The 22,479-nt window shown below is 46.0% G+C and carries 22 protein-coding genes; 10 read left to right on the forward strand and 12 right to left on the reverse strand.

Translation table 11 applies throughout. From position 1 onward, the window contains the following. The first annotated feature begins 4 nt into the window (after positions 1–4). Positions 5–772, forward strand: coding sequence for an enoyl-CoA hydratase/isomerase family protein (locus ESB13_RS17240; protein WP_129004865.1), 768 nt, complete (start codon positions 5–7; stop codon positions 770–772). Between the two features lie 185 nt (positions 773–957). Here ESB13_RS17240 and ESB13_RS17245 read toward each other — a convergent pair whose 3' ends face one another. From ESB13_RS17245 to lptB, 8 genes are all read right to left on the reverse strand, one after another. Continuing rightward, positions 958–1,596, reverse strand: coding sequence for a carbonic anhydrase (locus ESB13_RS17245; RefSeq protein WP_246022597.1), 639 nt, complete (start codon positions 1,594–1,596; stop codon positions 958–960). 20 nt (positions 1,597–1,616) lie between these two features. Continuing rightward, positions 1,617–3,182, reverse strand: coding sequence for a SulP family inorganic anion transporter (locus ESB13_RS17250; RefSeq protein WP_129004866.1), 1,566 nt, complete (start codon positions 3,180–3,182; stop codon positions 1,617–1,619). Positions 3,183–3,368: 186 nt separating this feature from the next. Beyond that, positions 3,369–3,671, reverse strand: a complete 303-nt coding sequence (locus tag ESB13_RS17255) for a hypothetical protein (protein WP_129004867.1) — start codon at positions 3,669–3,671, stop codon at positions 3,369–3,371. Between the two features lie 281 nt (positions 3,672–3,952). Continuing rightward, positions 3,953–4,210 (reverse strand): hypothetical protein, encoded by a 258-nt coding sequence (locus ESB13_RS17260; RefSeq protein WP_129004868.1) that lies wholly within the window; start codon positions 4,208–4,210, stop codon positions 3,953–3,955. A 1-nt stretch (position 4,211) separates the two neighbouring features. After that, positions 4,212–5,207, reverse strand: coding sequence for an AAA family ATPase (locus ESB13_RS17265; RefSeq protein WP_129004869.1), 996 nt, complete (start codon positions 5,205–5,207; stop codon positions 4,212–4,214). A gap of 227 nt (positions 5,208–5,434) precedes the next feature. Continuing rightward, positions 5,435–6,184 carry a 3-oxoacyl-[acyl-carrier-protein] reductase gene (gene fabG / locus ESB13_RS17270; RefSeq protein WP_129004870.1) on the reverse strand — a complete coding sequence of 250 codons (750 nt, stop codon included), beginning with the start codon at positions 6,182–6,184 and terminating at the stop codon, positions 5,435–5,437. A gap of 141 nt (positions 6,185–6,325) precedes the next feature. Beyond that, on the reverse strand, positions 6,326–7,840 hold the full coding sequence (locus ESB13_RS17275; protein ID WP_129004871.1) for a GH3 auxin-responsive promoter family protein: 1,515 nt from the start codon (positions 7,838–7,840) through the stop codon (positions 6,326–6,328). Between the two features lie 53 nt (positions 7,841–7,893). Then, positions 7,894–8,685, reverse strand: a complete 792-nt coding sequence (gene lptB / locus ESB13_RS17280; RefSeq protein WP_129004872.1) for an LPS export ABC transporter ATP-binding protein — start codon at positions 8,683–8,685, stop codon at positions 7,894–7,896. A 175-nt stretch (positions 8,686–8,860) separates the two neighbouring features. Here lptB and metF point away from each other — a divergent pair, with 175 nt between their 5' ends. After that, complete coding sequence (gene metF / locus ESB13_RS17285) at positions 8,861–9,814, forward strand: methylenetetrahydrofolate reductase [NAD(P)H] (RefSeq protein WP_129004873.1); 954 nt, start codon at positions 8,861–8,863, stop codon at positions 9,812–9,814. 131 nt (positions 9,815–9,945) lie between these two features. Here the strand turns inward: metF and ESB13_RS17290 are convergent, their stop codons facing one another. Further along, positions 9,946–11,418, reverse strand: a complete 1,473-nt coding sequence (locus ESB13_RS17290) for a TlpA family protein disulfide reductase (RefSeq protein WP_129004874.1) — start codon at positions 11,416–11,418, stop codon at positions 9,946–9,948. A 60-nt stretch (positions 11,419–11,478) separates the two neighbouring features. Between ESB13_RS17290 and rlmD the strand changes: the two genes are divergently transcribed. From rlmD to cysS, 6 genes are all read left to right on the forward strand, one after another. Beyond that, positions 11,479–12,915: a 23S rRNA (uracil(1939)-C(5))-methyltransferase RlmD gene (gene rlmD / locus ESB13_RS17295; RefSeq protein ID WP_129004875.1), complete on the forward strand. Its 1,437-nt coding sequence runs from the start codon at positions 11,479–11,481 to the stop codon at positions 12,913–12,915. A 23-nt stretch (positions 12,916–12,938) separates the two neighbouring features. Further along, a complete protein-coding gene (locus ESB13_RS17300; RefSeq protein WP_129004876.1) occupies positions 12,939–13,685 on the forward strand; it encodes a rhomboid family intramembrane serine protease in 747 nt (248 codons plus the stop codon). 74 nt (positions 13,686–13,759) lie between these two features. Continuing rightward, positions 13,760–14,689: a rhomboid family intramembrane serine protease gene (locus tag ESB13_RS17305; RefSeq protein WP_129004877.1), complete on the forward strand. Its 930-nt coding sequence runs from the start codon at positions 13,760–13,762 to the stop codon at positions 14,687–14,689. A gap of 21 nt (positions 14,690–14,710) precedes the next feature. Beyond that, positions 14,711–15,817 carry an endonuclease/exonuclease/phosphatase family protein gene (locus ESB13_RS17310; RefSeq protein ID WP_129004878.1) on the forward strand — a complete coding sequence of 369 codons (1,107 nt, stop codon included), beginning with the start codon at positions 14,711–14,713 and terminating at the stop codon, positions 15,815–15,817. Positions 15,818–15,841: 24 nt separating this feature from the next. Next, positions 15,842–16,960 (forward strand): endonuclease/exonuclease/phosphatase family protein, encoded by a 1,119-nt coding sequence (locus ESB13_RS17315; RefSeq protein WP_129004879.1) that lies wholly within the window; start codon positions 15,842–15,844, stop codon positions 16,958–16,960. Between the two features lie 129 nt (positions 16,961–17,089). Further along, the gene (gene cysS, locus ESB13_RS17320) at positions 17,090–18,598 is read left to right on the forward strand and encodes a cysteine--tRNA ligase (RefSeq protein ID WP_129004880.1); all 1,509 of its coding nucleotides are present in this window, start codon (positions 17,090–17,092) and stop codon (positions 18,596–18,598) included. 14 nt (positions 18,599–18,612) lie between these two features. On the opposite strand, the gene ESB13_RS17325 is transcribed toward cysS, so the two are convergent. After that, positions 18,613–19,038 carry a TerB family tellurite resistance protein gene (locus ESB13_RS17325; protein ID WP_129004881.1) on the reverse strand — a complete coding sequence of 142 codons (426 nt, stop codon included), beginning with the start codon at positions 19,036–19,038 and terminating at the stop codon, positions 18,613–18,615. Between the two features lie 41 nt (positions 19,039–19,079). Next, entirely contained in the window at positions 19,080–19,487 is a 408-nt protein-coding gene (locus tag ESB13_RS17330; protein ID WP_129004882.1) for a MerC domain-containing protein, read from the reverse strand. Positions 19,488–19,603: 116 nt separating this feature from the next. Between ESB13_RS17330 and ESB13_RS17335 the strand changes: the two genes are divergently transcribed. Beyond that, complete coding sequence (locus tag ESB13_RS17335) at positions 19,604–20,263, forward strand: SCO family protein (RefSeq protein WP_129004883.1); 660 nt, start codon at positions 19,604–19,606, stop codon at positions 20,261–20,263. 16 nt (positions 20,264–20,279) lie between these two features. Further along, positions 20,280–20,696 (forward strand): Fur family transcriptional regulator, encoded by a 417-nt coding sequence (locus ESB13_RS17340; protein ID WP_129004884.1) that lies wholly within the window; start codon positions 20,280–20,282, stop codon positions 20,694–20,696. A 61-nt stretch (positions 20,697–20,757) separates the two neighbouring features. On the opposite strand, the gene ESB13_RS17345 is transcribed toward ESB13_RS17340, so the two are convergent. Then, positions 20,758–22,476 carry a M3 family oligoendopeptidase gene (locus ESB13_RS17345; RefSeq protein WP_129004885.1) on the reverse strand — a complete coding sequence of 573 codons (1,719 nt, stop codon included), beginning with the start codon at positions 22,474–22,476 and terminating at the stop codon, positions 20,758–20,760. Positions 22,477–22,479: the final 3 nt, after the last annotated feature.

Here is a 22,479-nt window from a genome sequence, read left to right on the forward strand (position 1 = left end):
GGCTATGATCATAGAAGTAAAAGATGTGCAGGAAGGTTATGTGAAGACGGAGACACACAATCATATTATGACCATTGAGTTTTATCATCCGAAGGGGAACTCTTTACCGGGGCAGATATTAGCGGACCTGGCTCATGAGATCACTTATGCGGGCAATGACAAAAACATATGGGTCATTGTATTACGTTCTGCCGGAAGTGGCAGTTTCTGCGGCGGCGCCAGCTTTGAGGAATTAAAAGCTATCAAAGATGAGATGCAGGGCAAGCAGTTTTTCAGCGGCTTCGCCAATGTTATTAATGCGATGCGCAAGTGCCCGAAGCTTATCATTGCCCGTGTACATGGCAAGTGTGTTGGCGGCGGCGTGGGGCTTGTAGCGGCTGCAGACTATGCTATTGCGATGGAAGGCGCTGAAGTTAAGCTCAGTGAATTATCGATAGGCATAGGGCCTTTTGTTGTTGGCCCGGCTATAGAGCGCAAGATAGGATTATCGTCGTTCAGCCAGCTGGCGATAGATGCTTCTTTATGGCGCAATGCTGACTGGGCAAGGCGCAAGGGGTTGTATGCGGAATTGCATCCTACTTTGGAGAGCATGGAGGAATCTATTGCGCGCCTGTCGGAGACATTATCGCGTTCGAATCCTGAGGCGATGCATGAGATGAAGAAGATGTTCTGGAAAGGGACTGAGCATTGGGATCAGCTGTTGCCGGAGAGAGCTGCGATCAGCGGGAGGCTGATACTTGGGGAGTATTCGAAGAAGAAGCTGGGGGAATAGGAATGGATGGTAGATCGCAGGAGAAAAGAATAGTAATGGGAGTTGGGTATTGATACATTATTAATAGTTATAGAGATCATTTTACTCATAAAAAAGAAAGGGCACTGTATGTAAAGATACAGTGCCCTTTTTATTATTAGACTGACGGCTGCTGAGGGTCTATTTCGACCATCTGTGCTTTACTCTTATTTAAAGTTATACTCGTATAACGGATCGAGGTAGGTGTTGGGGGCCATGTCGAAGACGGGGTTGATGAGGCCGTCTTTGAGGCCGTAAACCCAGCCATGGAGGTAGGGTCTTTGCTCTTCTTTCCAGGCGCGCTGGATGGTAGAGGTTTTGGCGAGGTGGAGGACCTGTTCTTTTACGTTCAATTCAACAAGACGATCGACGCGGCTGTCTTCGTCCGGGATGGCTTCGAGTTCATCGCGGTGGAGGCGGTAAACGTCTTTGATGTTGCGGAGCCACATGTTGAGGACCTGCCTGTAGTCGTCGTTGGTCATGGCAGCTTTGATACCACCACAGCCGTAGTGGCCGCATACGATAACGTGCTTTACTTTCAGGTGAACGACGGCATATTCCAGCACGCTCAGCAAGTTAACATCGGTATGAATAACCAGGTTGGCCACGTTGCGGTGAACGAAGATCTCTCCGGGTTGGGTATTTGTAATTTCGTTGGCAGGGACACGGCTGTCGCTACAGCCAATCCATAAGAATTCTGGTTTCTGAAGATCGGCGAGCCTGTTAAAGTAATCTTTATCGGCATCCACCCTTTCTTTAGCCCAGGCCTTGTTTTCCAATAATAATCTTTCGTAGGGACTCATCATAGTCGTTTCATTTTAAGTGGTTATACACTCATTGCGGGAGTTGTATGAATAAACTTATGTGTTGATTTGTTAGGACTTTTTCTTACTTCTACTTTAATTCCTTTCAGATGTGCGTGGTAAAGGAAGTCGTTTATGACCTCTATTACATCTTTATCGATGAAGTCGGCATTGGCTACATCGATAAGCACTTCTGAGTTTTCGGGGATTTGTTCCAGTTTGTTCCGCAGTAAGGCCTTGTTCAGGAAAGACACATCTTTTCTCAACCGAAACAAGTATTTATCCTTGTCGTTCACTACAAATACCGCCGATCTGAAATTACTTCGAAGTACAAAGAAAAGTCCTACTGCAATACCAACAATAATGCCTACGAGCAGGTCGGTAAATATTATTGCCAGTATTGTAACCACGAAAGGTACGAACTGATCCCAACCTTTAACGTAGAAATCTTTAAACAGGGCTGGCTTTGCGAGTTTATAACCTGTATAAATAAGTACGCCAGCCAATGCCGACAGCGGGATGAGGTTGAGGACTCCGGGGATAAAGGCAACACATAACAGCAGCAGCAACCCGTGGAGAATAGCGGACATTTTTGTTTTACCACCGGAGTTGATATTTACGGAGGTGCGCACCACTACGGAGGTGATGGGCAGTCCTCCCAGCATACCTGATACGAGGTTTCCTATACCCTGGGCTTTGAGTTCCCTGTTTGTAGGGGTGACACGGTGGAAGGGGTCGAGTTTATCGGCAGCTTCGATGCTTAGTAATGTTTCGAGGCTGGCGACGATGGCAATGGTTATGGCTGTTGTCCAGACGAGGGGCAGTTTCAGGTATTGGAAGTGGGGCATGGTGAAGAAGGATAAGAACTCACCGGCGCTGTTTGCGACGGGGATGGCCACCATCTGGCCAGGCTTGAGCACGTAACCATTACCTGCGGCGAGGCCCAGCTTTACCATAAAAACCCCTGTTATCACCACTACCAGTGGTGCTGGAATGAACTGAAAGATGTTACTTTTCTTTACAAGCACTTTATCCCATAGCAGCTGGATGAGGATGGCTGTGAGGCCAATGACGGCCGCCAGGGGGGTGATGCTTTTAAAGGCTCCGGAGATTTCGGAGAAAGTATTTTTTGTATCGTGCTGCCGGAAAGTTTCGTCTCCTATGTAGTCGGTATCGTAGCCTACGAGGTGTGGGATTTGTTTGAGGATGAGGATGACGCCTATGGCGGCGAGCATACCTTTGATGACACTTGTGGGCACATAATCGCCAAGCATCCCTGCTTTAAGGAATCCGAGGATCACCTGGAAGATGCCGGAGAGGACTACGGCTACGAGGAAAGCTTCGTAAACGGGCATTTTACCGATAGCGGAAGCGACTATAGCTGTGAGTCCGGCTGCGGGGCCGCTGACGCTGAGCTGGGAGCCGCTAAGTGCACCTATGATGATGCCACCTGTTACGCCGGCGATGATGCCGGAGAAGAGGGGGGCATTGGAGCCGAGGGCGATGCCTAAGCAAAGGGGCAGCGCCACCAGGAATACGACGACGGCGGAGGAGGCGTCGGCATTTATATATTTAAAAGCCTTTTTCATTTGTTGTAATTGAGCGGTTAAGTACGAGCTGAATTCCGACGTACTACCGGAACCAACGGGTAGGACCTTGAGGACACCAGCTATCATTGAACGACAGAACATTGGAAAACCATGTGATATTGGATCACAAACCGGATCGGGATTTAAGACATTAAAGTATAGGCGGTTGGCTCCGCTACCTACAGATCAACAGTTGTTGGGAGGGGGTGTATGAATTTCGCCAGCGTGAATCAACGGAAGCACGGAAGCCATATGTACAAACCAGGTGGTTTGCGCGGCTAACAAGGTGGCTTCCATACCTGCGGAAGCGAAATTATCTGAAATGGAAGGTTCGAATTTGATCACGGGGCTTTTTACCTCGCAAGGGGAATGAGGGAGTTCTTCGGTGAACTGGTTTTTACACAAAAGCGATCCTATCTGCCTGATGGGCAGTACCTGGATGCTCAAAACGAGCAGCAGGACAAGTGATATAAGGCCTTTGAGTGACATAGACGCAGTTAACAAATATAACAATCGAAAGTTATAAAGTGTTATGGATCGGGGAAATAGATATGGGATGATGCCTTTAGGGCTTAAGCCCTTAACCAATTTTGCAGTGTTATCAGCGCATCATTATTTTTAGCAAGCAAGGTATCAATCACATCCTCAAAGGCTTTTATCCTGTAATTGACAATCTCATGTAAGTCTTTAGGCTTATTAGGAAGCCCATAAGCCTGAATGTCTATTTTGCTCTTTTTACATGCATCGAGAATCCAGTCCTCCAGCTTCACCTACAATTCAAGAACTCTGTTATTATTCTGGGCGTCCAAGTAACATCGAATACCATACTTTTCTATGTTTAAACTAAGTTTTTTCTGATAAGGAGGTTGGGCTTGCCCAGGGTCTTCATCTACCAAAGCCAATTGGGAACCTTTTTTAGACAAATCGGCAAACACGCGTGATTTTCCAAAATGATGTTTTATTTGCTTTCTTGTAAAACCAAGTTTTTTTAGCAGTGTTTCATCCGGTAAGCATTCAACATGGATCATCTCAATCTATTATTGCATCAAGGTTAAAAAATACATCGCTATTCAAATCCAGAACTTGCTCAAGTTGGGTTTGGCTTAGTGTAATAATTTCTGTCGTGTAATCATCGTTCATAGTAGCTACACAGACATTAATATCCTCAAAGGAGGTTTTTTCGATAAGATTTATCAATAAATACGGATTATGCGTAGTGATGAAATATTGGTTAGCCTTATCTAAAGCCATACTTTCCCCTAAAAACTTTGTATAAAAAGGGAATGTATTCGTTTCAGGCTCATCAAGCAACAGAATGGCGTTTTTGTTAGACTTAATTGCCATCATGTAAAAAACAACACGCTGCAGTGTTTCAGAAACTGATTGGTAAGGATAGCTATAGATAGCATTATTTATAATTTTGCTTATATTAATCTCATTTTCGGCCGGCTTTAGCGTAAGATTAAACCCCTTGGATGCAAAAAAGTCCGATGCCCATGCTCTATAATCTTCGTTACTTAAAAGCAAAGCAGGAAGGTTTTCACCGAACGGAGTAGAAAGGGATGAAAGAAATTGCACCTGAAAGTTGTCCAGCCGCTTATATTGGTAATATTTAAATGCTGAATCAGGATAGGTGCCATCTCCCTTTAACTCTCCGTTGTGGCCTATTTTAAAAGGACTGTGGTTATGCGACGTTTTCCCATCTGTTATAGTAAGCTGAAATTCATTTTCGGGAACGCCGTTTTCCCGTACAGCATACTCTAACGCGGTATTTATGTTACCTCCTTGTATAAGAATAGGGCGATTAATGTTAAAATCATAAAAAATATCGCCCAATGTCTTATACCGGAGGATCTGCTTTGAAAGCATCCCATCAGTAAAAACCGGATTACCTAAAAGGCTAAGTGCTTCGAGAATATTACTTTTACCGCTATTAGGCTCCCCAATAAACACGTTGATCCGTTTGCAAGACAAAGCCGCCCTCCGAATAGATTTGTAATTGCTGATAAAAAAGCTATCGATCATGGCTTTGGTTTACGTTTATACAAACGTAAATATTCTGAATGGCAAATGACTGAAATACGTTTTTTCCGCAAAACCCTATTACTCTAAAATCATAAATATAAAAGCCCTCTTTGTAATATATGGTTTCTTGCGGTTAACCGGCGGTTATTCCCGGTTATGCAAAAAACATACATCACAAAGAGGGTAATACTTATTTTAGTTGCTATCTACTTCTTTATCGCTTATTCCTAGGTGTTCAGGCCACCGCAAGCGCTGATCACCTGGCCGGTAATGTAAGAGCTTAGTTCGGAGGCAAGGAAAAGCGTGGTATTGGCAATTTCTTCAGATTTACCAAAGCGGCCTAATGGAATCTTTTTCAGGTATTCTTCGGCGCCGGCACCGTCTTTCAGGTAGCTGGTCATGTCGGTTTCAACGAAACCGGGAGCGATGGCGTTGCAACGGATGTTGCGGCTGCCAAGTTCAAGCGCTACGGATTTGGTGAAGCCGATGATACCGGCTTTGGAAGCTGCATAGCTGGTTTGACCGGCGTTGCCTTTCATGCCTATGATGGAGCTCATGTTGATGATGCTGCCGGATTTGGCTTTCATCATGGGGCGGATGACCTGTTTGGTCATGTTGAAGACACTTTTGAGGTTGATATCCATTACATCATCCCACTGGTCGGGGGTGAGGCGGAGGAGCAGGTTGTCTTTGCTGATGCCGGCGTTGTTCACGCAGATATCTACGGTACCAAATTCTTTCACGACGTCGCCGACAAAAGATTCGCAGGCGGCGAAGTCGCCGGCGTTGCTTTTATAGGCTTTGGCTTTAACGCCTAAGGCTATCAATTTCTGTTCAAGGGCAGCAGCTTTTTCGGCGCTGCTATCGCTAACATATGTAAAAGCTATATGGGCGCCGTTTTCTGCCAATTTCAGGGCAATGGCTTCACCTATACCACGGGCTGCTCCCGTTACAATGGCTACTTTGTCCTTAACCATACTGTTTCTTGATTTAGTTTTTATATCTGCTTAAAAGTTGGATTTGTTCCTGCCCTCAGCCGATAGCTTTCTCCAGATTGAAACGGCGATGTTCCAGGTTGGAAAGGGATCGACACGGGGGTAATTTGCCGCCGAAGGTAATTAAATCCTGCCCATCATGGTCAGAATCTCTTCTACGTAGGTTCGGGTATTGCTTAAACGGGGGACCTTATGTTGTCCGCCCAGTTTACCTTTTGATTTCAGCCATTGGCCAAAGGTTCCCGGGGGTAACATATGTATGCGGGGTGGGCCGAGGGCGATGCTTTTATGCCTTTTGGCTTCGTAGTCGCTGTTTATTGATTTAAGCGCTTCATCGAGTTCGTGGGTGAACTTATCGAGATCACCGGGTTGTTTTTCGAATTCAATGAGCCATTCGTGGGCGCCGTTGCTGTTTTCGCTGAAGTACACCGGAGCGGCGGTATAGTCGGAGACGACAGATCCGGTGGCTTCGCATGCGGCGGCGAGGGCTTTATCGGCATTATCGACGATCACTTCTTCGCCAAAGGCATTCATAAAATGTTTGATGCGTCCGCTTACTTTAACGCGGAACGGGAACAGCGTAGTGAACTGGATGGTATCGCCGAGCAGGTAACGCCAGAGGCCTCCGTTGGTGGAGATGACGAGGGCGTAGTTTTTCCCTATTTCTACTTCTTTAAGTCCTATTGTTTGCGGGTTGTCTTTTCCGTATTCCTCTACGGGCATGAACTCGTAGAAGATGCCATGCTGGAGGAAGAGCAGCATACCCTCCTGGGTAGGGTCGTCCTGCGCGGCGAAGAAGCCTTCGCTGGCGTTATAGGTTTCGAGATAGTTGATATCGGCGCCTATGAGTTTTTTGAACTGTTCTTTATAGGGAGTGAAGGAAACACCGCCGTGCATATAGAGTTCGAGGTGTGGCCAAACTTCTTTTAATGTGGATTTTCCTGTTATTTCGAGGATCCTTTTGATAAGGATGAGCGTCCAGGTGGGGACTCCTGAAAGGGAGCTTACATTTTCGTGGATGGTGCTTTGCGCGAGTTTTTCGATCTTGGTTTCCCATTCATCGAGGAGGGCGATGCTTAGTTCCGGCGTACGCAGCCACTGGCCCCAGAAAGGGGTGTTCTGCAATAATACGGCGCTAAGGTCGCCGTAGCTGATGTCTTCGTTCAGCTGGTTTATCTGGTGGCTTCCTCCTACTACGAGGCCTTTGCCGGTGAGGAGGTCGCTATCGGGATAGAAATTATAGTAGATGGTCAAGACGTCTTTTGCTGCCTGGTAGTGGCAGTCTTCGAGACTTTCTTCGGTGATGGGGATGAACTTGCTTTTATCGCTGGTGGTGCCGCTGCTTTTGGCGAACCAGTAAACGGGTGTATTCCAGAGCAGGTTTTCTTCGCCATTCATGAGCCTTTCGATATAGGGCTTCAATGTATCGTATTCCTGGATGGGAACCGTTTGTTTGAAGGTTCGGATGTTAAACAGTTCATTAAAACCGTGTACCCTGCCGAATTCAGTGTACTGTCCGTGTGTTACAAGATCCTGCAACACTTCTCGCTGGGCTTCGACGGGGTTTTGTACCCATTGTTCTATATGCCAATAGCGTAGGCGAGCTAATCGTGATATAGCGGGGCTTAATAGTTTCATGCCAAGGTCAGCAAAATAGTGAATGAAAATGGAACAGGGCCAAGAAATTTCCTTTATTCTGTGGTTTCGGGGCGATTGACAAAGCCCGTTTTCGCCATATCGATGATCCAGTCTTTCCGGCGGAGTTCGAAATTAGTACCCAAGTAAAGCCGGCGTACCTGTTCATTATCTGCGAGTTCTTCTGCGGTACCGTGTCTGAAGATTTCGCCATCGATAAGTAAATAGGCGCGGTCGCAGATAGAGAGCGTTTCATTTACGTTGTGGTCGGTGATGAGGATGCCGATGTTCTTGTATTTCAGGCGGGCTACCACCATCTGGATATCTTCTACGGCGATGGGGTCGACGCCGGCAAAGGGTTCATCGAGCAGGATAAACTTTGGGTCAACAGCGAGGGCCCTGGCAATTTCGGTACGTCGTCTTTCGCCACCGCTGAGGCTATCGCCGTTGTTTTTGCGAACGTGGTGGAGGTTAAATTCATCCAGTAACGCTTCGAGTTTCAGCTGGCGTTCTTTTTTTGTGAGTTTGGTCATTTCCAACACAGCCATCACGTTGTTTTCGACGCTCAGCTTACGGAAAACGGAGGCTTCCTGGGGCAGGTAGCCGATTCCCATCTGGGCGCGTTTGTACATAGGGAGTTTTGTGATGTCGGTATCGTTTAGGAAAACAGTTCCTTCATCGGGTTTTATGAGTCCTACCACCATATAGAAAGTGGTTGTTTTACCGGCTCCATTGGGACCAAGTAAACCAACGATCTCGCCCTGCTTCACTTCTACTGACACTTTTTTCACCACGGTTCTGCTGCCGTAGGTTTTTACCAGCTGATTGGTATGTATGGTTAAGTTCACTCTTACGCGTTTGGGCAAAAGTACAGAATAGATGGTAGATGGCGGATGAGAGATGGTTGAAGGATTGTTAAGGGTGCGGGAGACGGGAGAGGATAGTATATGGGAGGGAGCGTATTAAGGGGAACGGGGGAGAATTGAGGGGGGTGATGTATATTGCACCAATTTTTCAAAGACAATGAAGATCACAGCGCATTTAGCCAAGGCTACGGATACCCTGCTTTCGTTTGAAGTATTACCACCTTTAAAAGGAAAGAGCATTAGTTCTATCTATGACCACCTGGACCCTTTGATGGAGTTTAAACCTTCGTGGGTGAATGTTACCTATCACAGGAGTGAGAGTATGTTCAAGAAGAAAACAGACGGCACTTTTGAAAAGGTGGAAGTAAGGAAGCGTCCGGGTACGGTGGGTATTTGTGCTGCTATCATGAACCATTATAAGGTAGATGCGGTTCCGCATATCATTTGCGGTGGTTTCAATATGCGCGAGACAGAGGATGCGCTGATTGATCTGAACTTCCTGGGTGTTCATAATGTTCTTGCATTGAGAGGTGACGCTCCTAAAAACGAAGCTTCTTTCGATGCTGAGCCGGGAGGTCACAATTATGCAATAGACCTGCTGAAACAGATCACCAACCTTAATGCCGGTATTTACCTTGATGAAGATATTCTGAATGGCGGCAAAACCGATTTTTGCATAGGCGTTGCCGGCTATCCCGAGAAACATTTTGAAGCTCCTAATCCTGAGATTGACTTACGCTACCTGAAGGAAAAGGTTGATGCGGGCGCTCATTATATTATGACGCAGATGTTCTTCGACAACCAGAAATTCTTTGCCTTTGTAGACGCCTGCCGTAAAGCGGGGATCAATGTACCTATTATTCCAGGGTTAAAACCACTGACCAGCAAGAAACAACTGTCTGTATTACCACGTGTTTTCCATGTAGATATACCCAGTACACTTTCGAATGATATCATGAAATGTAAGAGTGATGCGGAGTGTGAGCAGGTGGGTACGGAATGGCTTATAGAACAAAGCAAGGAGTTGCGGAAGTTTGGCGTACCTGTACTGCATTATTATACGCTTGGTAAGCCAAAGGTTATCAGGAATGTAGTGGAGCAGGTATTTTAGGTATGTTTGAGTGACCGCTTTTTGTAAAGCGGCTCCAAGACGGCTTTAAGGCGGCTTTAGTGCGGCTATAATAAAATTGGGGCTGACCAGCAGAATGGTCAGCCCCAATTTTGTATAGAGATAGCTATTTCTTAGTTCTTCTTTGTGGTGGCTTTTAATTTTGCCTGCATGACTTCATCGAATTGTTCGATGGTGAGTTTCTTACCGATGATACGTTTGTCTTTATCGAGCAGGTACATGGTAGGCGTCTGGAAGACGTCGTAGAGCTGGCGGAAGTTGGCGCGGTTGGCTTTGGCGTCGGCTTCACGATCGGCTTTGGGCTGGTAGGTATGTATCCATCCGGTGAGGTGATGGTCGCGGACATATTTTTTCCATTCGTCATTTACTTTTTCATCTACGTTAACGGCGTAGATCTTCACGCCTATTTTTTTCCATTTAGCCTGGTAAATAGAATCGATACGCGGCACCATTTCTTTACAATGGCCGCAGTTTGGGTCCCAGAATAACACGAAGGTAAAGGGAGCCTGCAGGGCATACATAGGGGCAGCCTTGCCGGTGGTATCGAGCAGGTCGAGTGCGGCGGCCGGCTCTCCTATCTGGTTGGCCATGAGGCTATATGCCCGGTTGAAGATGTATTCCTTTTGTTTGGCTGAAAGCCAGGTGGTATCGCCTTTGGAGTAATACTGGTTAAAGAGGAAGATAAATACCTTGTCGTGGCCCATTATTTCGGGGTTGATGTATTTATCGGTGAAACGGCCGAGCAGGTATTTGAACATATCCTGTCCGCCGCGTGCAGAGAGCAGCAGGTAATTCACTTCTTCGATAAGCGTATCGGCATCGGGGATCACGTAGTTTCTAAAATATTCTTCGAGTTTGCTATCGAAGAAGGGGGTGCGCAGCAGGCGATCGTCGTGAAGCGGCACATTGTCCCAGTAATGTTCTTTTACATACCTGGCGGGGAAAAGCGAATCTTTGTTTCCGTTCGCCATCGTTGGCATTGGCGGGGGCTCGGGAGATTTCAGAGATCTGAAAAACAGGGTAAGCATGCTTTCGGGGTATTTTTCCACCACGGTATCCCTGTAATCGTTGAGTTCTTTATTTGCCTGGATGAGTTGCGTGCGCAGGAGTGCGGCCTGTGCTGTATCGGTAGTTTGTTTCAGTTGTGCCTGCAAGGCGCTGAGATGGGGTCCTTTTTCTGACAGGAAGGCTGTATACCGCTGGTAGAGTGCATTTTCGGAAGAGCCGGAGATCTCGAGTTTATCGGGATGAAGTGTATCGGTTTTCAGGGAAAAATGCTGCGGGGCATCCATGAGGAATTCGGAGAGGAGGGTTTTGTTGGGCGATACCAGGAAATAGATACCACCGGGTAATTTCGATTTCCCTTTAAAAACGGCTTTGCTGTTTTCGTTGACCCAGGCGGAGTCGACCAGGTTTTTAAATTTACCATAATAGCATCCCATATACACCCAGCAGTTTTTAAGCGGGGTAATAGTTAAGGGAATGTTATAGCCTGCGTTGGAAGCGGGGTTGGTATTCTTTTGAGCCTGGACGTTTAAGGAGGAAATTGCTGTGCAAAAGGCCAGTATTACCGTGAGAACGCGCATGTTACTTTCAATTGAGGTGTAAATTTATTGGAAATCGGGTATCCCTCCTACCTTTGCGGCGTGAGAAGTAAAAAGAAAAACGTAATACTGGAGGATATCCTGATAGAGGATTATGCTGCGGAAGGCAGGTCACTTTCGCGTGTTGACGGGAAGGTAGTATTCATAGAGAATGCAGTTCCCGGCGATGTAGCAGACATACAGCTAACCAAGAACAAAAAGGACTGGGCTGAAGGCAAGGCGGTGAAGATAAAATCGTATTCGGCAGACAGGGTAGCGCCATTTTGTGAGCATTTTGGTGTTTGTGGCGGTTGCCAGTGGCAGATGCTGCCTTATGAGCGCCAGTTATTTTACAAGCAAAAACAGGTATCGGACAACCTGGAGCGGATAGCGAAAGTGCCTTTACCTCCGCTAATGCCTATTGCAGGTTGCAGTGTAACCAGGGGTTATCGCAATAAGATGGAGTACACGTTTGCCACCAAACGTTATGTTCCTGATGAGGAGTTTCGTGAATGGCGCCGCCAGCAGGCATTAGGCAATGATTATGATGTTAACAAGGGTGGTGCCGGCGGTTTTCATGTGAAGGGCATGTTTGACAAGGTAGTGGAAATCAATACCTGTCATTTGCAGGAAGAGCCTACGAATAAGATACGCAATACCATTACAGACTATGCCAGGGAAAAAGGCCTGCCTTTTTACGATATAAAGCAGCATACGGGCTGGATACGGACCATGCAGGTGCGTATGGCCACTACGGGCGAGCTGATGGTTAATCTTGTTCTTGGCTATGAGGATGCTGATGAAAGAAAGGCTTTACTGGATCACCTGCTGGCAAAGTTTCCTGAGATAACCACTTTGCTTTACACGATAAACACCAAGCGGAACGACAGTTTGTTTGATCTTTATCCCGAGGTTTACCATGGAAAGGGTTATATAGTGGAGCAGCTGGAGGATTTCAGGTTTAAGATAGGTCCGAAGTCGTTTTTCCAGACCAATAGCCGCCAGGCGGAGAAATTATACCAGGTAACGCGTGAATTTGCCGAGCTGGACGGATCGCAGGTGGTATATGATCTCTATTGCGGCACGGGGAGTATTGGTATCTTTGTAAGCAAGGCAGCGAAAAAAATTGTAGGTGTAGAGGTAGTGGCCGAGGCTATCGAAGATGCAAAGGAGAATGCTGAGATGAACGGATTATCGCATGCCTCTTTTTTTGCGGGTGATGTTATAGACATCTGCGATGACGCATTTTTTGCTGCACATGGCCGTCCGGATGTGGTGATCACCGATCCTCCGCGCGCAGGCATGCATGAAAAGCTGGTAAACAAGTTGCTTGAAATAGCGGCGCCAACAGTTGTTTATGTAAGTTGTAACCCGGCGACCCAGGCGAGAGATCTACAGTTGCTCGGCGAAAAGTACACAGTAGAGAAAATACAGCCTGTTGACATGTTTCCCCATACACTGCATATTGAGAATGTGGTGCAATTGAAATTAAAACCTTAAGAAAAAACCGACTATTAGCTATTATGACAGAGATAAGACCCGGCAGGTTTGAGATACTACCCACCGTTATAAAGAACCTGTTGATCATTAATGTATTGGTATTCATTGCCCAGCTATCGGCTGAGGCGAAAGGGCTTATTCCCAGTGATACTTTTGCTTTACATACCTGGCAGAGCCCTTATTTCAAGCCCTGGCAGTTTGTTACGCATATGTTCATGCATGGCAGCTGGGGGCATTTGTTTTCGAACATGTTTGTTTTGTGGATGTTTGGTTCTTTACTTGAAAACCTGTGGGGGCCCAAACGATTCCTTCTTTTTTATATGGCGTGCGGCTTAGGGGCTGCTTTTTGTCATATGGTAGCCTTGTATATAGAAACCAACCATTTACTTGCCGAGCTGTATGCGCTTGGGAATAACTATGATAATGATACTATTGCGTTTGTGCAGGAGTATGGCCGCGGGCGGGTACATTTACCCGATGAGATACTGGCGATGCAGTACAGACAGGCTACCCTGGGAGCGTCCGGCGCCGTGATGGGTTGTCTGGCAGCTTTCGGTTATTTGTTTCCCAATACAGAAATCTATCTTTATTTCTTTATTCCAATTAAGGCAAAATGGTTTGTTATCCTGTACGCTGCGGGTGATTTTATTGCTGCCGTAGCGCATACTGCGGGAGACAATGTTGCTCATATAGCGCATCTTGGTGGTGCGCTGGTAGGATTTATCTTGGTTTATTTCTGGAATAAAACGAACCGAAGAACTTTTTATTAGAGCAGACGGACTCTTAACCTTGATTAACACCGTTCACGCACGGTTTTTGCCATTCGATTTGTAATTTGTGCACTATGGGAGTATTGGAGCAAAACAAAAAAAGCCGCCTGTTACTGGGGCAGGATAACAATGTGCTGACGTGGCTGTTAATTGTTAATGCCGTAGCGTTTGTTATTGTAAGTTTTATAAAGGTTATTTACCAGACAGATGAAACTGTTCCGGCGGACAGGTTTTATGTGGAGATCCTGAACTGGTTAACCCTGCCTGCCGATGCGGGGACGTTATTATCACGGCCATGGACTATACTCACCCATATGTTTGTTCAGGCAGATCTGCTTAGTTTACTGGGCAGTTTGTTGTGGTTATGGGCTTTTGGTTATATTCTCCAGGATCTGGCCGGAAGTCAGAAACTGGTTCCGCTTTATTTATATGGCGGGTTGGCAGGTGTCCTGTTTTTTGAGTTAGCAGTTAATCTTATTCCCATTCTTCATAATGGTGCCAAGACTCCGTTAGCAGGTTCTGGTGCTGCGTTAATGGCAATTGCAGTGGGCGCCACGACTTTTGCGCCCAAATACCGTTTGTTTACGGCGTTAAACGGGGGTATTCCGTTGTGGGTATTGCTGATCGTATTTGCAGCGGTTGATTATGCAGGCATCTCGGTCAGCAATCCGGCGGTAGCCATTGCCCACCTGGGCGGGGCCTTAACCGGTTTCCTGTTTGTATACCAACTGAAACGCGGGCGTGATTATGGTATGTGGATGACGAAAAGCGTTCAGTGGATGGACAATGCTTTCAACCCCGATAAAAAGCGGGTGGCAACTCCTTCTTCACAGACACATTTTTATAAAGCAACACGTGTTCCTTTTCAAAAGACATCGCATATCACCCAGCAGCGGGTAGATGATCTGCTTGATAAGATCAACCAGTTTGGTTATGCCCGGTTGACAGAGGAGGAGAAGGCTTTTTTAAAGCGTGCCAGTGAAGAGCAGGATACGCCCCATTAGCAAGTTCCCTAAACCAACCGGATGAAACGTTTTGCACTATTCCTTTACAGGCTTATTTTATGGGTAAGCCTTCCTGGTTATTTACTATGTGCTTTAAGCACCTATCTGCCTTCGACAGTATGCTTTTTCTCGGATGCCCTGGCGCTGGCCTATCCTTTTGCATTGGGTGTATTATTGTTACTCCTGTTCTTTTCTTTGTTCCGCAAACGTAAAAGGGCCTTACTTATAGCCCTGGTGATCCTTGCCGGTTACCGGAACCTGGGTAATACTATTGCCTTTCATCCTTTTGCCGGCAGGCACACAGCCGATAGTTCAGCTATAAAAGTGCTTAGCTGGAACGTGTTTTTCTTTCTTAACGATCATAGTAAAGCACATGATACAGCTGGCAGTGGTCTCAGGAAAATGGTTGACCTGATACGTCGTTCTGATGCTGACGTGTTATGTTTCCAGGAGTACCATACCATCAACGGCAGCCCGCATATGATTTCAATGGATCATATACTTGATAGTATGGGTTACCGATACAAGCTCTTCAGCGGGGATGAGATCAATAAACATTGGGCGGGCGGCATTGCGCATCACGGCACCATGTTGTTATCACGGCTTCCGCTAACAGACAGCGGTCGGATCTTTATGGGTAATGAACACGCTGTATGGGTGGACCTTCAATTCAGGGGCAAACCACTGAGGATATATACAGCTCATTTATCATCGTTAGGATTATATGCCGACACGGCCGCACAGCATGCCAATGAAAATGTATATGAGATCACTTACGAACGAAAAGGCTCTGTAGCAAGAAAGATAAAACATATTGCCCTACGTCATGAGGAAGAAGCCGTTATACTTGACAGTGCTTTCCGCGCAAGTGATAAGCCGCTGATTTTCTGTGCTGATATGAATGCCGTTCCAACCACTTATACCTACCGGAAAGTACGCGGGAATTTGCAGGATGCTTTTTTATCTGCCGGGTTTGGTTTGGGGCAAACCTATTATGGTTTATCTCCCACGTTGCGTATAGATGTATGCTTTGCCGACAGGCGATTAAAAGTAAGCAGTTGCGCGGTAAAGGCGGAGCATTTATCGGATCACTTTCCGGTGCTCAGCAGCTTCCGCTGGAAGGAGTAGCGGCCAAAGGAGTATATTTACAGCATGGCCAGTATTTTCAGATCTGTTACCAAACGCGTGTTCGTAGTGCTTAACAGCATTGCGGCAACCTGTTTCCTGATAACAGCGCTTGCGCCGTATCTCAACCCTGCAAAGTGGTGGCCTATAGGTTTCCTGGGGCTGGCAGCGCCCTACCTGGTTATGCTTCTCATCTTTTTTTTCCTGTTCTGGTTAATTGTAAAACCGCTGTATTGCCTGCTTCCGCTCGTTGCACTTACGATAGGGTGGCAGCAGCTGGCGAGTTTATTTGCGCTGCATGCCAAGGATACCTTTACATCTGTAAAGGTTGAGCCAAGAATACGGCTGGTAGACTGGAATGTGGGCAGCCTGGTTGGTTTAAGCAAGGGTAAAGACAAGCAGAAGCTAATACGCACTCAGCTAGCCGGGGTGGTTAAGGAGGTGGAGCCTGATATTATTTGCTTACAGGAATTTAATCATTCGAATACGCAGGGGCCTCATGCTGATAATATTGGTTTGTTTAAAAAAGACTATCCCCATTATTATTTTTCGAAGGACTATACGAAAGGCAATGGGTACTTTATGTACGGGAGCATCATATTTTCTAAATACCCGATCATTCATTCCGGCAAGGTGCAGTATCCCGGTAAAAGGGCGGAAAGTCTTATTTATGCCGATATTGTCAAGGACGACGATACTGTGCGGATATTTACGACACACTTACAATCGTTCCGCTTTTCAGATACAGATTATCATGATATAGAAAAGATAAGACAGCAGGACAAGGAGTTATTTGATGCTTCTAAAAGTCTTATCAAGAAAATGCGCCTTGCCTTTGTGCGGCGCGGGATACAGGCGGATATTGTGCGCGCGGCATTAGACAAAAGCCCCTATCCTTCTGTTATTTGTGGTGATTTCAATGATGTTCCCAATTCGTACACTTATTTTCACATACGTGGAAAACGGCAGGATGTATTTCTGGAAAAAGGTTTTGGTATTGGTCGTACTTATATAGCCATGGCTCCTACCCTGCGCATCGATTACATATTACCGGACAATCATTTTTTCATTCACCAGTTCGATATGGTTGATGAAGATTTAAGCGATCACCTGATGCTGGTTGCTGATATAAGTTTAAAAAAATAGAATAACTTCGTTTTCCAGGTGCTTTCTGCGCCGCAACAACCTGGTGTTAAAGGGCCGGCGGGATTTATGGGTGTAAGGAATGCCAGGTGTGATACAACTAAGCTTTTATTTTATTGCTATAAAAAATATATGTCAGAATTAAAGATATACAACTCGCTAACCCGACAAAAAGAGGTATTTGAGCCTATTGTTCCCGGTTATGTAGGCATGTATGTTTGTGGTCCGACCGTAAGCGGTGAGAGCCACATGGGACATGCCCGTCCGTATGTGACTTTTGATATTGTGAACAGGTATCTTCAACACCTGGGTTACAAAGTGCGTTATGTGCGTAACATCACAGATGCCGGTCATTTTGAGGAAGAAGGCCGTGAGGCGGAAGATAAGATCAGCAAAAAGGCTGTTATTGAAAAGCTGGAGCCGATGGAGCTGGTACAGAAGTACACGAATCTTTTTCATTGGGCGATGCATGAGCTAGGCAACCTTGATCCCAGCATCGAGCCTACAGCAACAGGGCATATAGTAGAGCAAATAGGCATGATAGAGAAGATCATTGCTGATGGTTATGCTTATGAATCCAACGGTTCTGTATATTTCAACGTAGAGAAATATCATGCTGATTACAGCCAGAAAGGGCTTCCTTATGGCATATTAAGCGGCCGTATACTGGAAGATATGCTGGAGACCACGCGTGACCTGGACAACCAGGAGGAGAAGGCCAATAAAGCGGACTTTGCCTTATGGAAGAATGCGCCACCCGAGCATATCATGCGCTGGAAGAGTCCCTGGGGCGAAGGTTTTCCCGGATGGCATATCGAGTGTTCGGCTATGAGCACCAAATACCTTGGTGAGCAGTTTGATATACATGGTGGTGGAATGGACCTTCAATTCCCTCACCATGAGTGCGAGATAGCGCAAAGTGTAGTATGCAATCATGTGTCGCCGGCGAAGTACTGGATGCATAACAACATGATCACGATCAATGGCCGTAAAATGGGTAAGAGCTATAACAACGTTATCAAGTTAACGGAGTTATTCAGCGGCGACCATCCTTTGCTGGAGCAGGCTTATCATCCCATGACCATCCGTTTCTTCATTTTGCAATCGCATTACCGCAGTACGCTTGATTTCAGCAATGAAGCCCTGAAGGCTGCAGAGAAAGGCTTAAAGCGTTTATGGGAGGCTTATGAATACAGCCAGCAACTTGCTGTTAACGGCGAATGGGCTGCTACTGATGCAGCGCTGGACGAGAAGGTAAAACGCCTGGTAACAGAGTTTGAAGCCTTTATGAATGATGATCTGAATACAGCAAAAGTGATGGCCAATATGTTTGAACTGGTACCTGTTATCAATGGTATCAAGGATAAACATATAGCTGAAAAAGCAGTAAGCAGTGAAACCCTTTTATTACTACAGCGCCAGTTGAAATTATTCCTCACGGAAGTCTTTGGTTTAAAAGGCGAACGTGAAGAGAACAACGGGCATCTTGACGGTGTATTACAACTACTCATCAGCATCCGTAAAGATGCCAAGCTGAAAAAGGATTATGTTACCAGCGATAAGATCCGAAATGAACTTGCCGCACTGGGCGTTCAACTGAAGGATGATAAAGACGGTAATGTTAGTTATTCCTTCAGTTAAGCGCGGCAGTTAAATTAGAAATATTTCTGGGTGAAGACCAGGTGCCTTTGTATAAATAGTTTTTGCATAAGGGCCTGGTCTTCGTCGCTTATGACCAGTACTTCTCCCAGTTTATGGAGGAAGCTTTCTTCAGCGGCATCTATGAGCGAATCGCTGATACAAAGTTCAAGGCAGTGGGAATAGAGTGCTAACTCGTTGGCGGGTAAAACAAGAGATACGAGGTACTGAAGATAATTTTCCTCAGCATGGATCATAGGCAGGTAGCTGTTATAGTGTTTGAGCTCTTCTTTAAAATTAAGTTCGTGCTGGAGGCCTAATTCTACAAACTTAGCGGCTATTACATCGAGTTCCTGTTCTGTAAACTCTCCGCTTTTATAGCAGCAATGAATAAAAAGGTGGCAGATAGCTTGTTCCTGCGATTTCACGAGTTGACTATACATAGGCTTTTATATAGCCATAAAACAACATTGGTGCCGTTTTATCAGGCAACAAGCTTATCGTGGTTGCAATCATTTGCATGGCAATGATTGGCTTTACGGCAAAGGCGATAATTGTAGTAATGACCCGCTACAATAAGCGATACAGCGGGGACCAGGAAGAAGATATGCTGATCGTGCCATATTTCTTTCAGCAGGAGGCAGGCCATGCCTATAGAGAAGAGAATAAGCGGCATTTTCTGATGGTGGTGCTTTTTCCAGCCATGGTAAAGTGCCCAGGCACCTACACCGAAGGCCAGGAAAATCATAAAATATTCAAAAAAAGCGTTGTTTATAATTTCCACGCCCAGTACAGGGAGGCTTGTTAAAAACAGCGGCAGCAGCGCACAATGTATGGCGCAGGCCAGTGAGGCAGTAATTCCCAGAGCATCCCAGTTGATCTTCACACGCATCTGCTAATAGATATTGAGCTTGCAAAGATACTGCTTTGCAACAAAGTTGCAACGAAAAAATATTTCGCCCTTATTCTGTCGTAAATTTGTATCTCTGAAAGGGGAGGTTAGTTATTATGAAAAAGAAGCTGGTTATTTATATTTCATTTTTTGTGCTGTTGACGGCAGGCTTTCTGTATTTGGTATATGCGGGAACTGATAACTGGAAGCCCAAGCTGCCGGTATTAAGCAAGGTGAAACCTTTTGAATTCACGACACAGGACGGGGCTCATTTTACACAGCGCGATATGCAGGGTAAAGTATGTGTTGTAGAATACTTTTTTACTACCTGCAAAGGCATTTGCCCGGAACTGAATAATAATATGCGCACCATTTATAACGATTTTAAAGACAGGCAGGACTTTATGATCGTATCGCATACCTGTGATCCGGAGCGTGACTCAGCGAGTGTATTAAAACATTATGCCGACTCGCTGGGAGTAGATACGCGCAAGTGGGTGTTTTTGACAGGGCGCAAAGACAGTTTATATTCCAGCGCCCGTTACAGCTACCTGCTGGATGACCCCAAAAACAGTGTTGACAGGATAGAAGACCAATTCATTCACACACAATTTTTTGCGTTGGTTGATCGTAATGGACAGGTAAGAGGACAGATCTATGACGGGTTAAAAAAATCCGAATTAAAGCTGTTGAAAGAGCATATCGACAAAGTATTAAAGGAGACATCCGGGGTGAGTGGTTTTTCGAATAGTATCTTTACGAACAACCCGCAGTAAACCGAAGGAGGGCTTTATGACAGAAACAATAGCAGACATATTAAGACGCAGTCAGTTAAGCGTTACCGACAGCCGGAAGAAAATACTGGAATTATTCCAGAAAAGTGGCGGTGCACTGGCACACGGTGATATTGAAAAACAAACAGGGCCATTGTTCGACAGGGTAACCATTTACAGAACATTACAGACGTTTGTAGAAAAGGGCATTATACATACCATTCCTACTTCCGACAATTCGGTTAAGTATGCCTTATGTAAGGAGCAGTGTTCCGAGGGGCATCACCATGATAATCACGTGCATTTCATGTGTGATGATTGCGGGACAACTTATTGCCTGGATCATGTGACGATCCCAAAGGTTGATTTGCCCAGGGGATTCAAACAAAAACAAACAGATGTCGTAATCAGTGGCAGGTGCAACAAATGCCATTGACAGCATATAAAAAAGAGGCCGAATCAGACGATCCGGCCTCTTTTTTTATTACCATAAGTTGTTACGCCTTTTCCATTTCGGCGTTCACGAATTCCATCAGTGTTTTGATGTGATCGGGAGCGAAGTTGAATTTCAGTCCTGCTGCTTCGTATAATTCGGGCAGTGTTCTGGTACCACCCAGGTGAAGGGCATTCATATAGTTCTGCAATGCCTGTCCGGGGTTATTGCGATACTGCATCCACATACCTATAGCGCCGAGTTGGGCAATACCGTATTCGATATAATAGAAAGGCACTTCGAAGAGGTGCAGCTGGCGTTGCCAGTTATATTGCCTGTATGAATCGAGTCCGCTTACATCGATAGACTTCACAGAGAATTCCTGTAAAATTTCCATCCATTTGGCGGCTCTTTCTTCGGTAGTATGTGTTGGATTTTCGTAAACCCAGTGCTGGAATTTGTCGATAGTGGCGATCCAGGGGAAGATGGTGATCACACGTTCCAGCTGGTGCTCTTTGGCACGCTGCAGTTCTTCGGCATTGTTGAAGAATGCTTCCCAGTGATTCATGCTAAAGAGTTCCATACTCATGGAAGCTACTTCTGCAATTTCCATGGGATATTCCTTGAAAGCGCTCAGTGGCAGCGGGTGTGCCAGGAAAGAATGAATAGCATGACCGCCTTCGTGCACCATGGTAGTAACATCGCTCATCTGGCCTGCTGCATTCATGAAGATAAAGGGGGCACCGCTTTCGGCAAGAGGGCAGTTGTAACCGCCGGGGGCTTTCCCTTTCCTGCTTTCAAGGTCGAGGTGGCCCAGTTCATCCATTTTCCTGAGGCAACTGGCGAAGAACGGGTTCAACTGCTCAAAGCAGGCGATGGTTTTTTCGAGCAATTCTTTTCCTGTAGAAAAAGGGTGTAAGGGTGTAATACCTTCAGGCTGGGCTTCGGTATCCCAGGGTTTCAGGGTATCGAGCTGCAGTTTTTCTTTTTTACGCTGGTAGATCTTTTCTACCAGTGGCAGTACGTGCAGTTTAACCGCTTCATGGAACTGGAAACAATCCTCCTTCGTATAGTCGAATCGTCCCAGTTCAGCGAATTTATAGTCGCGGTAATTAGCGAAACCAGCGTTGAGGGCAACCTGGTGTCGCTTTTCTATTAGTTTGGAATAAAGGTCGTTCAGCGCTGTTTTATCCTGTAGTCTTCTTTCGTTGATTTTGCGGTAAACAGCTTCGCGCAGGATGCGGTCGGGTTTTTCTAGAAAACGGGAAGCCTGTTGAAGCGTATATTCCTGTCCGTCTACCTCCACCGTCATTTTACCGGCGATAACGCCGAACTGCTGTTGCATAACACTCAGCTCTGCCTGGATAGGAATGTTTTCCTCACGGAAGAGGGTGATGCTTTTTTTAACGCTTCTGAGATAAGTGAAATACTGTTGCTGATCGAGCTCTTTTGTAAAGGAGCAGTCGATCAGTTTGCGGTTCAGCTGGTCGGCATAAGGCTGCAGTTTCGGCTGAATTTCCATACAGAAGAAGGTAAATGCTTCTTCTAGCGCGGGGTTAGTGGTATCGCAGGTCATTTTGATCTGCCTCCAGCAGGCGTCTTCACTGATGGCAGCTTCTACTTCGCTAACATCGCGGAGCCACTGTTCTAATTGGGCCTTTGATTCTAAAGGTCTGTTTACCAGTTCTTTAAAATAGGGTTCCAATTCTTCCCAGGTAGTTACGCTAAAGTTGGCGGGCAGGAAATGCCTTTCCAGTTTATGGATATCCGCGGTGTATTGCATTAT

The sequence above is a fragment of the Filimonas effusa genome, assembly GCF_004118675.1.
Lineage (GTDB): Bacteria > Bacteroidota > Bacteroidia > Chitinophagales > Chitinophagaceae > Filimonas > Filimonas effusa.